The following is a 12661-nucleotide window of genomic DNA, read 5'->3' on the forward strand; positions in this document are numbered from 1 at the left end:
ATAATAGAAGTTGAAAGATACAGCTGCATAGTTATTTAAGCGATTATTGCCGCAGTCTAATACTTGGATAATTTAAAGATTTATTCGATGTGGCTATGTTGGCTATTCAATTAGCTAATCGCAGTTTCGTCGGTGGTAAGTGCGGCAGTACCGCAGCTTCGCTGTTGTATCTTTAAGCGATGTTTTATTCACTGGTCCGCGCCTTTTTTCTAAGGTGCATCTGGTTCTACCGTCGTTTTATTTCGCCCCTCACGCCGCCTAGCTGCCGCTACACGCCCACATGCTCAGCATATGCTACCCAGGCCATCACGAAGTATGGTCCGTGGCGGGGCGGGCGGCTAGCCTTGCGGCGCATAGCCAGTTGCCACCCTTGGGGTGGCCAGGGCTACGACCCAGTGCCCTAGCCGTAAGCGTGACCTTCGGTGCTGCTTTTCGCGTAAGAGCACTTCTATGCTCTGTTTCTCTCTCTTCATTCGCTCTTTGCTCGGGGCCACGCTCCTCACTTCAGCCTGCTCGCCAGCCGATGGCGATAAGGCTAGTACCGACCAACCCCAGGCCACTGCGCAAGCCCCGGGTGGCAAAAAGGGTAAAAAAGGCGGCCACAAAAAAGGCAAGAGCACTGACTTGCCAGCCGGTCTGCGCAAAGTAGGCCGCCTTACCGATGGCATCTTAGAAAGCTCGGGCCTGTGCGCTGCTCCTGAGGCAGGTACCTACTTTACCTTCGGCGATGATGGCCAGCAGCCCATTGTGTACCAAGTGGATGCGACCGGCCAGCAAGTAGGCCAGTTTACCCTAGGTGCCCCCAACCACGACTGGGAAAGCCTAAGCCGCGACAACCGCGGCAACTACTTCATGGGTGACTGCGGCAACAATAACAGCGACCGCCGCAACCTAGCTATCCTGCGCTTTCGCCCCGAGCAGCCTACCAAGGTCAGTAAAATCAATTTTTCCTACCCCGACCAAACCGAATTTCCGCCAAACAAAAGCGAGCGCAACTTTGACTGCGAGGCTAGCCTCTGGCACGATGGCCAGGTTTACCTTTTCACCAAAGACCGAGCGCAGTCCTCTACCTGCAAAGTGTACACGGTGCCCGAAACACCCGGTACTTATAAGGCCAAGCTGGTTACCAAGCTAGCCATTCCGGGCCAGGTAACCGACGCGACCCTCGCGCCCAGCGGCCGCCGCTTAGTGCTGTTGGCCCGCCAAGAACTGTTTATTCTCGACGGTAATTCTTGGGATGCTATTCTGAAAGCAACGCCCCGCCACATTAGTCTGAAAGGTGCGGGCCAAACAGAAGGCGCAGCCTTTAAAAATGAAAATACGCTCTTGCTCACCACCGAGCAGGGAGCAGTTTACGAGCTAGACGTTCAGTAGCACCGTTGATTGGACCTAAAAAAGGGGCCGCTTACACTGTGCAAGCGGCCCCTTTTCTTAGGTGTTCTTTACCCTATGCTTTCGCCGCGGCAGCTTGGGCTGCCTCCTCTTCGGCTAGGTCGCGTGGAGCAAAGCCGTGGGGGTTCTTGGGATTTTTGCCGGCGCGCAGCAGTACCCACAACCCAATCAAAATAAAAGGGATACTTAGCAGCTGGCCAATATTGAGCCCGTACTCGGCAATAATGCCACTCTCCTTAGTGACTTGATTTTCTTTGAAGTACTCCACAAAAATGCGGAATGAGAATAGCAGCACTACGAACAAGCCAAATAGCAAACCGCGGGGCGTGTTTTCCTTGTACTTGTTCCAGAGCCCATATAGTAGCGCCACCAAGAACAGGCAGAATAGCGACTCATAAATCTGGGTAGGGTGGCGCGGCACGGCCACTTCGGCTGATGGGCTAACGACACCGCTCACGGGCGTAACCGTGAATTCGGGCTCTTCTTTACCCTCTACGCGGGTGCGCTGCACCGCCACGGCCCCAGCCGGCACGGGCTGGTCGGGCCGGAACTGCTGCAAGTGCTCAACATCGCGCGGGAACACAAAGCCCCAGGGCTCGGTGGTTGGCTTGCCCACAATCTCGGAGTTCATGAGGTTGCCTAGGCGGATGCACGCCCCGCCAATAGCCACCACAATCACGATGCGGTCGAGCACCCAGAGGTAATCAAACTTATTGCGCATGCTGAAAATGAACAGCGCCAGCAAGATGCCAATGGTAGCGCCGTGCGAGGCCAGCCCGCCGTGCCAGATTTTAAGAATCTCCCACGGCTTGTCTTTGTACTGGTCCCAGTCGTAGAAAAAAACGTGCCCTAGGCGAGCACCAAGCACCGTGCCTACTACCATGTAGAAGGTGATAACATCGACCCAGTAGGGCCGTACACCCTCGCTCTTATAGATGTGCGTGAGCACAAATGAGCCGATAACGAAGCCAAGGGCAAACAGCACGCCGTACCAGCGCAGGAGCAGCGGGCCAATTTCGGCAATAATGGGTGAGACGTTCCAGGGAACGTAGGCGAGAGGAGCGGTCATGCGCAACAAAAAGTAAGAGTGTTCAAAGGTACTGACTACCCTGGGCTCGCCATTTCTTCAGCGGCCAGCTAGAAAAGTAGGCGGAGATTACTATTAGCCGGCGGCGAGTTACTAGGCGCCCACGTCGGGCCCGCCAAATGCTAGTGTGGCGATGAGGAAGCCGGCTGATTTGTAGCCATTGCTGGGCGCAAGGCAGCGCCATCGCCGCTCACGGCTAGTATCAGCATGCCTAGCAGCGCCACGTAGGCTGGGCGGCGTGCCCAGTCGGGCAGCCACCAGCCCCTAGGTGGCTGCTGAGCAGTAAGCCGAGCCTGAACCCGGGCGTAAAAAAAAGGTCGTGGCTGCGCCCTATGCTGCTTGCGAAGCTGCTGCAGCAATGCTTCCCATTCCTGGTCGGCGTCGGGCTTACTACCTGAATTAGACATGGCGAAAGGAGCCTTTAAGGTGCTGGCGCAAGGTGTGCCGTGCCCGGAATAACAAGGATTCGACTGCCGAGACGGTGGTATCAAGCACTGCTGCTATTTCCTCATAGCTCAGCTCTTGCTCGTGGCGCAACGTAAAAGCCACTTGCTGCTGGCTAGGTAGGCGGCCAATATGACTCAGCAAAAGCTGTAGCTGCTGCGAGCCTTCTAGCAGCGCCAGCGGATGTACATGGTCGGGCGGTTCGTGCAGCACTTGGTTGCGTAGCCCTAGTAAGCTAGTGAAATAAGCGAAACGCTTCTTCGCAGCAGCACGCCGGCGGTGCTGTAGCGCCCGTGACGTAGCCAGCCGGTATAGCCAGGTGCTTAAAGTAGTCTCATTTCGAAAGCGGTCCACCGTTTGGTAAACCTCGACGAAGACCTCTTGGGCTACATCCTCGGCTTCCTCTGCCGAGCGCAGCAGCGAGAAAGCCGTGCTATACACGCGTTGCTGATAACGTTCTACCAAGGTGCGAAAGGCAATCTCGCTCCCCTGCTGAAGCTGCATTACCAATTCAGCATCGGCCCCTACAGTGCCTAGGTCAACAGTGTGCACCGGCTCGAAGCAAAGAGGTAGTGAAAGGCTGTAAGCCATAGAAACCAGCGCAGCGTGGCTGAATAAGGATAGGCGTAGACTAGCAAGTAGGAAGCTAGCAGGGATAATCCTTAGGTGCCAACGCGAGAAAATACTTGCGCAAGCTTATTACTTTTTCAAGCAAGCTGTTAATTATCAGCACCATTATTTTGAAAAAAAGTGCTTTAATCGTGGGGACTGCCCGTAACGCGGCAGCCCCCACGATTAAAGCACTCATCTCTGCCCGCTAAAAAGCAGACTAGAGCCCAGCCAACTCCTCGCCAAAACCACCGCTCAGAATGGGGAAGCGCAGCCACGAGCGTGGGTCTACGTTGTAGTCGTCGAGGTGGAAAGAAGGTGCGTAGCGCTCACGCTTCCACTGGTTGCGGCTCCAGAGCTGATAAAAACGCTTCACGTAGGTGCGTAGCTGGTCAAGCTCATACGTTGGCTCCTCGGCCACGAGCTGGGCCAGCACAGCCGCCGGCGATAGGCGGTCGTAGAAGGCCAGCCGCTCGATGCGATTGAGCAGCACATACGGCATGAGGTCACGCTCATCGGTTTGCTTGTCGGCCAAGGGGCGTAGCTCGGCGGTGGGTTGCAGGGCATTCACATGGCGCAAGCCTTCGTAGCCGAGGGCCGTTTGGGCCCAGCGCAGCCACTTTTTAACAAAGTCTTTGTCGACGCCTGCGATGGGGGAGATGCTACCCGCCGTGTCGCCATCCATGGTGCAGTAGCCTACGCTGGCCTCTGAGCGGTTGCTAGTCGTGATAAGCAGGCAGTTCTGCACGTTTGCTAGCAGCCAGATGCCGGGGGCCCGCACCCGCGCCTGAATATTTTGCAGCGCTAAGTCGTCGGTTTGCCAGGTAAGCTCGCGGCCCAGCGCGTGTTGAATCTTACCCACGTAGCCGGTCACCTCGTCGTCGATGGTCCAGTCAAAAAACCGAGCACCTAGGCTATCGGCTAGCTCTTTTGCCGAGTTTAGTGTGTCTTCCGAAGAATTGACGGTGCCTTGGTAGGCGCAGGTCAGCAGGTGGTTGACAAGCTGTTGGTTACTAGTCTCTGGTTTTTGGTTTTGCGCTTCGGCCGGGTTGTCTACATCGGTGGCCTGTTGGTGCGCCGCGCCACCGGCGCCCGGCTGTACTACTTCGGTTTTCGCTGTATCAAAGGCGCCACTACGGCGCTTAAATTCTTCCTCACCTAGCTCGGCGACACCTAAGCGCACCATTTCGGCCACTGCCACAGCGCAAAAGCACGAGTCGGCGCCGCCGCTCAAACTCAGTACAAAGCCTCGACTACGCGCTTTGCGCAGATAGTCAAACAGCCCTAGGCTGATGGCTTGATTGAGCTCGCGGTACTCATCGGGCTCGGGCAGCTGCACAATGGACTCAACCACCTCCAGCGGCTCGTCAAAGTCCACATCTACCCATTCTAGGTCTACTTCTTTAAAGCTTAGCAGCTGGTTGCGCTTGAGCAGGTGCCCATTGCGCGCTACCAATATCTCCCCGTCGTAGATGGTGCGGCCAGCTTCGTTACCCAGCAAGTTGGCGTAGAGATACGTACAGGCAAAATTGCGCGACGAGTTAAGAACCAGCTTGTAGCGCACATCGGTTTTACTCATAGCAAAGTGGCTGGCTGAGGGGTTCACTATCAAGTCAACCTTGCCGCGCAGGCGGCAAGCGGGCCGCACGTCGTCGGGCCGCCAGGCGTCTTCACAAATCTCAAAGCCGAACCGCACGCCGTGGTGCTCAAATGTGAGGTCGCCTAAAGGCCAGCTTTCACCCTCGTGCTCCACAGTCGTTGTTTGCCCAGCCGGCCACGACACAAAAAAGCGCGTCTCGTAGTGCACTCCGTCATTGGCCAGAAATTGCTTGGCCACGAAACCTAGGATTTCGCCATCGCGCAGCACAGCAGCTGTGTTATAAGTGTAGTGGTGCAGGCGCACCGGCAGCCCCACCACTACGCAAATGCCATGCGTGAGTGGCCGAATTTTTTGCAAGTGCGTCATGGCCGCTGCGGGCAGCCAGTCACTCAAAAACAAGTCCTCGCAGTTGTAGCCCGTCAGGCACAGCTCGGGCAAGCATAGCAACTCCACACCATCGGCCTTAGCCTGCTCGATAGCGGTGCTAATGTTTTGAATATTATGATTCCAATCAAACGGAATCTGGTTGAGGGCAGCACCAGCAAGACGCATAAGGGTAAAGGCTAATTCTGAATTAAACAAAGCGGACGCTTCCCTTACGAGTAGAGGTTCGGCGTTTGCTTTCCTGTATTACGTCATTCGCAAGGGTGCAGGCCGCTTTATAAGCTAGTGGAGCCCTAGATGAGGACTGCAATTCTTTGATAATATCGTCAGCTACCGTAAGCAATTCTTCCGGCTCGGGTGGCCAACTGGCGTAATAAAAAGTAGCATCAACGTACACCGGCGCACACAGCAAACGGAATGGCCTGAAGAAGCTTGTTGCAAACTTCCAGTGTTTAGCCTGATGCTGCTGGGCCCGCCAAGCCTGCATAAGCAACTCATAATCGTAACTAGGAGGCTCAAAAAATACTCGAACCATGAGGTATCTTTCGTCATGCCAGCCAAATGATATTTCTACGGCATAGTCTTGTATTGTCCCTATCATAGCCACTGGCATTGTGGCGGCTCCTCCTGTTAGCTTGGCTGCGAATGCTTGGTGGGTGGGCTTGAATCCCCAACGAGCTAGGTTAACTAACGGGGCCTTCGTTAAAGCTTCTAGCTTGCGCCTAGGTAGCCAGCGGTTTTCCTGTATCCAAAAAAGCCAGCGAATACCTCCGAGTATTGCCAAGGCTATAAGGATACCAAGGAGCATCGCTATTGGCTACCAGTAAGCTATACTACACCCCTAGGGCCGCTAGTGCCCGCTCGGCCGCTAGTTGCTCCGCCTGCTTTTTATTGAGGCCCATGCCAGTGGCTACTACCTCGTCGTTGAGTAGCACAGTGGCCGTAAACTCCATCACGCCACCCGGGCGGGGCTCGCCGCTGATTTCGTAGCGCACGTTTTTACCATTGCGCTGCGCCCACTCAATAAGCTTGCTCTTGTAGTTAGAGGTCGTAGTGGTCAGAGTGTTAACATCTACAAATGGCTTGATGAGACCTTTTAGCACGAACTTACGGGCTGCTTTATACCCTAGGTCCAGGTACACAGCGCCAACCAAAGCTTCGAGCGCATTGCCGTTTACTGAGCGCGAGCGGGCGGCTCGCGCTTGGGTGCTATCGAGCTGCACTAGTTTGTCGAGGCCCAGCTTTAACGCAATGGCATTCAAGCTCTCCCGGTTGACGATGCGCGAGCGGGTTTCGGTGAGAAAGCCTTCTTGTTCATAGGGAAACTTGCGAAATAGGTACTCAGCCACTACGGTGCCTAGTACCGCATCGCCCAAAAATTCCAGCCGCTCATTGCTCTGGTGGCGGCCTGCACCGGGCTCGGCCCGCACTACCGACGAGTGTGTAAACGCTAGCTGATACAACCGCGCATTTTGCGGGTCTTGGCCAATGACCGTAGCTACGGCCTGCCGAAACTGCTTGTCGCTGCCCAGCAGCCGCCGAAACAGGCCGAAGAGGGGAAGGGGCATACCGATGAGGTAAAAATTTACGCTATTAAAACGAAAATGTCATGCTGAGCAAGTGCAGCGGCATCGAAGCATCTCGCGTGGAGTACTAACATTTACGTTAGAAATTTACGGCTCCAGATGAGATGCTTCGATACCGCTGCGCTGCGCTCAGCATGACAGATTAAGGGGGTATATACCGGCCCGGCTACTCAGCCAAGCGGCGGAATACTACCGTCGTGTTGTGGCCGCCAAACCCGAAGGTGTTGCTAACGGCCACGTTTACCTCGCGCGCTTGCGCCACGTTGGGCGTAAAGTTCAGCGCTTGGTTGATTTCTGGGTCGGGCGTGTGCAGGTTGATAGTAGGAGGTACCAAGCCGTGCTGGATAGCCAAAATGGAAGCTACCGCCTCAATGCCGCCCGCGCCACCTAGTAAGTGGCCAGTCATGCTTTTGGTTGAGGAGATATTGAGTTTAGGCGCGTGCTCCCCAAAAACGGTTTCAATGGCCTTAATCTCAGCACCATCACCTAGGGGTGTGCTCGTGCCGTGGGTGTTGATGTAGTCAACCTCCTCGGGCCGGATACCAGCATCGCGCAAGGCATTTTGCATTACTAGTACTACGCCCGAGCCGCTGGGGTCGGGGGCCGTGATGTGGTACGCATCCGACGACATGCCACCGCCGATGAGCTCGGCGTAAATCTTAGCGCCGCGTGCCTTAGCGTGCTCATACTCTTCGAGCACCAGTGCGCCCGAGCCTTCACCCAGCACAAAGCCGTCGCGCTCCTTATCGTAGGGACGCGATGCCGAGGCGGGGTCATCGTTGCGCTCGCTCATGGCTTTCAGGGCATTGAAACCACCCACACCCGATTCGGTGATGGCAGCTTCGGAGCCGCCCGTAACGATAACATCGGCCAGACCTAGGCGCAGGTTATTGAAGGCCGCGATGATAGCGTCGTTCGACGAGGCGCAGGCCGAAGTCGTCACATAATTAGGCCCGCGGAAACCGTTTTTGATGGAAATATTGCCCGACGACGAGTCGGCAATCATGCGCGGAATAAAGAACGGTGAGTAGCGGGGGGTACCGTCGCCGCGCTCAAACTGGAAGCATTCTTCCTGCAGCGATTTAAGCCCGCCAATGCCCGAGCCCCAGATTACGCCCACCCGGTCCTTATCGACGCCGCTCGTGAGCAAGCCCGCATCGGCGATAGCCTCGTCCGAAGCAATGACGGCGAACTGCGTAAACAAGTCCATTTTCGGGCCTTGCTTGCGCTCGAAGTAATCGAGAGGATTATAGTTCTTTACCTCGCAGGCAAAGCGCGTTTTGAATTTGGTAGCGTCGAAGCGCGTGATGGGGGCAGCCCCGCTTACGCCATTTTTTAGCCCCTCCCAGTATGCGGGAGCAGTGCTGCCCAGGGGTGTAATGGCCCCGATACCGGTTACAACGACGCGGCGAATTGACGACATAAAGCAGACGCCGGTGGGCGGCGTAATTTAGTTGGGTTAGCTGATGGGCCGGTAGCTACCGGCTACCAGCTTCTTAGGCTTGGATAAGCTGCTAGCTAACAGCTAGCGCAGTAAACAGCAAAACCGGCCGGCGGCGTGCCGGCCGGTTCAGGCAATTTCTTAGACAATACGCTCTGACGAGCGCAGGGTAGAAACTTACTTAGCGTGCTCTTCGAGGTAGCTAACGGCTTGACCCACAGTCTGAATGTTCTCAGCCTGGTCGTCGGGAATGCTAACGTTGAATTCTTTCTCGAACTCCATGATTAGCTCCACGGTGTCGAGCGAGTCGGCACCTAGGTCGTTGGTGAAGCTGGCTTCCGGAGTTACTTCCGAGGCTTCAACGCCCAGCTTGTCGATAATGATGGCTTTTACTTTTTCGGCGATTTCAGACATTGCAGTCGTGGGTTAAGAGGAAACTTGACTGCAAAGTAACGTCACTTTTTTTATCCGCCCCGCGAAAGTGCTTTTTGCAGCACGTACAAGATTTTGGCTCCTACCTTTTCGGGAGTCCTTGCCGGGCCGGCAAAATCCGTAGCTTTGCAGCTTGCCGCCGCCTACCGCTCCCCCTGATGACCCTGACCCTGGACGCTGAGTATGACTGCGATTTTGCGCTTTTTGGCCTCGTGTCCAGCACCCACGATTATACGCTGGCCTGGGCCTTCAACCGCTTTCTCCGCTTGCGCCTAGTGCGGCAACCCGACTTTGTGCTAAACCTGGTGCAGCAGGGGCCATTGGCCTTTAGCTACTACCTCTACGCCAAGGAGGCCCTTACTTTGCGGCTGTTTCGCAACCGGGCCCTGCCGCCTTCTACTTTAGCCAAGCCTTTTTTAGCGCCTGATATTCGCGAGTACGACTATCTGCTGCAAGTGCAGGGCGGGGCCGACGAACTGGCCGGTACCGAACTGCTCGACCGCCTCACCGCAGTGCCGGCTGTACGGTACGCCAGCGAATTAGACCCCTACGAACTCAAATACAAGGAAAACCTGATTTTTTAACGTCTCTCTCCCGCATGGACCCCATTTCCACTTCGTTCAATAAAACAAAAATTGTGGCCACCGTTGGCCCCGCGTCCAACACCTATGAGCGGCTGGGCATGCTCATTCGCGAGGGAGTTGATGTGTTCCGACTCAATTTTTCGCACGGCGCCCACGATGAGCATCTCTCAGTTATCAATACCGTGCGCCGCCTCAATAAAGACCTACGTACCAACGTAGGCCTGCTGCAGGACTTGCAGGGCCCCAAGATTCGCCTAGGTGAGGTAGAAGGAGGCCAGGTGGAGATTAAGCCTGGTGATAAAATCACGATTGTGGCTGGCGAAAAAGAAGTCAGCACGGCCACGCGCCTGGCGACTATCTACCTAGGCCTGCCCCGCGATGTGAAACCCGGCGACAGCATCTTGCTCGATGACGGCAAACTAGAGCTACGCGTGCTTGCTACCGACCGCGAAAAAGAAGTGGAGTGCGAAGTCATCTACGGAGGCATTGTGAAGCCGCGTAAGGGCATCAACCTGCCCGACTCGGAGGTATCGGCCCCGAGCATGACGGAAAAGGACATCGAGGACTTGAAGTTTGGCCTTGAGAACGACGTAGACTGGGTAGCCCTGAGCTTCGCTCGCCGCGCCGATGACATCCGCTTTATCAAGAACATTATTGCTGAATCGGGCAAAACGACGCGTGTAGTCGCCAAGATTGAGACGCCCGACGGCCTGCGTAACATCGACGAGATTATTGCCCTCACCGACGCCGTAATGGTGGCCCGCGGCGACCTAGGCGTGGAAGTGAAGATGGAAGAGGTGCCGATGGCACAGAAGATGATAATCGAGAAGTGCAACAAAGCCGGTAAACCCGTCATTGTGGCCACGCAAATGATGGAGTCGATGATAACGGCCCCGCGCCCCACGCGTGCCGAAACCAGCGACGTTGCCAACGCCGTTATCGACGGTGCTGATGCTGTAATGCTCTCGGCCGAAACCGCCGTAGGCCAATACCCAGCCGAAGTTATCCGCTCGATGGTAGCCACCATCAAGAGCGTGGAAAGCCGCAGCCCCAAGCTGTTTAATAAGTGGTGGCCTGTTGATGCTACGTCACCTAGCTTCATGGCCGATAGTGTGTTGTCGGCAGCTTGCCACTTAGCCAAGAACACCGGTGCCAAAGTGATTACTGGCATGACTCATCGTGGCTACACGGCTTTCCAGATTTCGAAGTATCGCCCCAAAGCCGATATTTTCATCTTCACCGACGACCGCGCTCTACTCACCGTGCTGAGCTTGGTGTGGGGTGTGCGCTCGTTCTACTACGACCGCTTTAATAGCACCGACAGCACAATTGCTGACATTCGCTACGTGCTCACTACCACCGGCCACCTGCAAAAAGGTGACGTGTTCATCAATACCGCCACGTTGCCGATTACCGATAAAGGCCGCGCCAACATGGTAAAAGTAAGCGTGGCATAAGGTCTAGTTTATTAGCTGCAAAAAGGCCGCCCAAACAGGGCGGCCTTTTTAGTGGCTAAGCATGGATAATGCAGCTTCAGTAAGCTTAAACGCAGTAAGCCCCGCCGGTAGGGGCGGGGCTTACTGATAAGAGGCGCGGGACCAAACGGTGGGGCGGCAGAGTTTGGCCCCGCTAGAACCCGTCTCGCGCTAAAGCGCGTTAACGAGTTTTGTCAGCTTGCTCTTGTTGTTAGCAGCCTTGTTCTTGTGGATGATGTTTTTCTTGGCCAGGCGGTCCAACATCGACGTTACTTTTTTCAGCAGCTCTTGAGCAGCCGTTTTATCGGTAGTGCCACGCAGCTTCTTGATAGCGGTGCGGGTAGACTTGTGCTGGTAGCGGTTCAGTACACGCTTCGCTTCGTTGCTGCGGATGCGCTTAATAGCCGACTTGTGGTTTGCCATGACAAAAAAAGAATTCTATAGAGGAACAGCAGATTAGCTGTGGTTTTCACGTTTGGGAGGGCAAAGGTAAGAAGAATACTTAGCTTATCCTAGCGCTGACTCAAAATGACGCACTGGAAGCAAGCAAAAAATGCTGCCACGGAAGCTAGTGCTACCGCGCGGGCCTATCGCAAACTAGCCTAGGTCTTAAATTAGCGGAGGTTATGCCGTTAGTTACCGCTTCTGCTTATCGTCCGTCCCCGTTGCTATTCAACGGCCATCTCCAAACCATCGTGCCCAGCACGCTACGGCGGGTGCCGGAAGTAGCCTACCAGCGCGAGCGACTAGAACTTCCAGATGGCGATTTTCTTGACCTAGATTGGTCGCTGGCCCAGCCAGTGCGGGCCCGTAGGCTAGGCATCATCTCGCACGGACTAGAGGGCGATAGCAACCGGCCCTATGTGCGGGGTATGGCCCGCGCGCTCAACCAAGCCGGATTCGACGCCCTAGGTTGGAATTACCGGGGTTGCAGTGGCGAAACCAACCGCCTGCTGCGCTCTTACCACTTGGGCGATACGGGCGACCTAGCCGCCGTGGTCCGCTACGCTATCGAAGTGCAAGGCTATGCAGAAGTAGTGCTTACTGGCTTTTCGGCGGGGGGCAACGTTACATTGAAGTACCTAGGCGAGCACCCTGCCCAAGTGCCGCTACAGGTGCGCCGGGCGGCGGTGTTCTCAGTTCCTACCGACTTGAAGGCAAGCTCGCTGCACATCAGCCGGTGGCAAAACCATATTTATCTGCGCCGCTTTATGGCGTCGCTCCGCAATAAGATGCGCGAAAAAGCAGCGTATCTACCTGGGCAACTCGACCTGGCAGAGTTGGACACGCTACGCGATTTTCCGCAGTTCGATGAGCGCTATACGGCACCGCTGCACGGCTTCGCGTCGGCCGACGACTACTATGCGCACGCTGCCTCGGGGCAATACTTGGCCAATATTCAAATTCCGACGCTGCTAGTCAATGCGTTGAACGACCCTTTTTTGCCGGCTTCGTGCTACCCTAGAGATGTTGCGGCGGCCAGCGACTACTTTTTTCTGGAAACGCCTTTGGCGGGTGGGCATGTGGGGTTCGCCGAAGGGGCACCTAGTGGCAGATACTATTCGGAGCGCCGAGCAGTTGATTTCTTTACCCGGCCCGTACCTGGGTAGCAAAAAGCCCGGATAAG

General features: G+C 55.6%; 14 protein-coding genes. 5 read left to right on the forward strand and 9 right to left on the reverse strand.

Going from position 1 to position 12661, the window contains the following annotated elements; genetic code table 11:
- Positions 1-179: 179 nt before the first annotated feature.
- Together yidD and FNT36_RS22415 are read left to right on the forward strand one after the other, a co-directional pair.
- Positions 180-404 (forward strand): membrane protein insertion efficiency factor YidD, encoded by a 225-nt coding sequence (gene yidD, locus FNT36_RS22410; RefSeq protein ID WP_144852411.1) that lies wholly within the window; start codon positions 180-182, stop codon positions 402-404.
- Positions 405-450: 46 nt separating this feature from the next.
- Positions 451-1374: a hypothetical protein gene (locus FNT36_RS22415; RefSeq protein ID WP_144852413.1), complete on the forward strand. Its 924-nt coding sequence runs from the start codon at positions 451-453 to the stop codon at positions 1372-1374.
- A gap of 73 nt (positions 1375-1447) precedes the next feature.
- Here the strand turns inward: FNT36_RS22415 and lgt are convergent, their stop codons facing one another.
- The 8 genes from lgt to FNT36_RS22455 all read right to left on the reverse strand — a co-directional run bounded on the left by lgt (position 1448) and on the right by FNT36_RS22455 (position 8957).
- Positions 1448-2461, reverse strand: coding sequence for a prolipoprotein diacylglyceryl transferase (gene lgt, locus FNT36_RS22420; protein ID WP_144852415.1), 1014 nt, complete (start codon positions 2459-2461; stop codon positions 1448-1450).
- A 140-nt stretch (positions 2462-2601) separates the two neighbouring features.
- Positions 2602-2886, reverse strand: coding sequence for a hypothetical protein (locus FNT36_RS22425; RefSeq protein WP_144852417.1), 285 nt, complete (start codon positions 2884-2886; stop codon positions 2602-2604).
- Entirely contained in the window at positions 2879-3514 is a 636-nt protein-coding gene (locus FNT36_RS22430) for an RNA polymerase sigma factor (protein WP_144852419.1), read from the reverse strand. Before FNT36_RS22430 ends, FNT36_RS22425 begins: the two co-directional genes overlap by 8 nt.
- A 238-nt stretch (positions 3515-3752) precedes the next feature.
- Positions 3753-5684: an NAD(+) synthase gene (nadE, locus tag FNT36_RS22435; protein WP_144852421.1), complete on the reverse strand. Its 1932-nt coding sequence runs from the start codon at positions 5682-5684 to the stop codon at positions 3753-3755.
- A 22-nt stretch (positions 5685-5706) separates the two neighbouring features.
- Positions 5707-6324, reverse strand: coding sequence for a hypothetical protein (locus FNT36_RS22440; protein WP_144852423.1), 618 nt, complete (start codon positions 6322-6324; stop codon positions 5707-5709).
- A gap of 25 nt (positions 6325-6349) precedes the next feature.
- Positions 6350-7084, reverse strand: coding sequence for a ribonuclease III (gene rnc / locus FNT36_RS22445; protein WP_144852425.1), 735 nt, complete (start codon positions 7082-7084; stop codon positions 6350-6352).
- A gap of 184 nt (positions 7085-7268) precedes the next feature.
- Entirely contained in the window at positions 7269-8525 is a 1257-nt protein-coding gene (gene fabF, locus FNT36_RS22450) for a beta-ketoacyl-ACP synthase II (RefSeq protein WP_144852427.1), read from the reverse strand.
- A gap of 195 nt (positions 8526-8720) precedes the next feature.
- The gene (locus tag FNT36_RS22455) at positions 8721-8957 is read right to left on the reverse strand and encodes an acyl carrier protein (RefSeq protein WP_068229068.1); all 237 of its coding nucleotides are present in this window, start codon (positions 8955-8957) and stop codon (positions 8721-8723) included.
- 176 nt (positions 8958-9133) lie between these two features.
- Between FNT36_RS22455 and FNT36_RS22460 the strand changes: the two genes are divergently transcribed.
- Positions 9134-9559 (forward strand): IPExxxVDY family protein, encoded by a 426-nt coding sequence (locus tag FNT36_RS22460; protein ID WP_144852429.1) that lies wholly within the window; start codon positions 9134-9136, stop codon positions 9557-9559.
- A gap of 14 nt (positions 9560-9573) precedes the next feature.
- Positions 9574-11016, forward strand: a complete 1443-nt coding sequence (gene pyk / locus FNT36_RS22465) for a pyruvate kinase (RefSeq protein ID WP_144852431.1) — start codon at positions 9574-9576, stop codon at positions 11014-11016.
- A gap of 189 nt (positions 11017-11205) precedes the next feature.
- Here the strand turns inward: pyk and rpsT are convergent, their stop codons facing one another.
- The gene (gene rpsT, locus FNT36_RS22470; RefSeq protein ID WP_144852434.1) at positions 11206-11457 is read right to left on the reverse strand and encodes a 30S ribosomal protein S20; all 252 of its coding nucleotides are present in this window, start codon (positions 11455-11457) and stop codon (positions 11206-11208) included.
- 203 nt (positions 11458-11660) lie between these two features.
- On the opposite strand from rpsT, the gene FNT36_RS22475 reads away from it, so the two are divergent.
- A complete protein-coding gene (locus FNT36_RS22475; RefSeq protein WP_144852436.1) occupies positions 11661-12644 on the forward strand; it encodes a YheT family hydrolase in 984 nt (327 codons plus the stop codon).
- Positions 12645-12661: the final 17 nt, after the last annotated feature.

Source organism: Hymenobacter setariae, assembly GCF_007713685.1.
Lineage (GTDB): Bacteria > Bacteroidota > Bacteroidia > Cytophagales > Hymenobacteraceae > Hymenobacter > Hymenobacter setariae.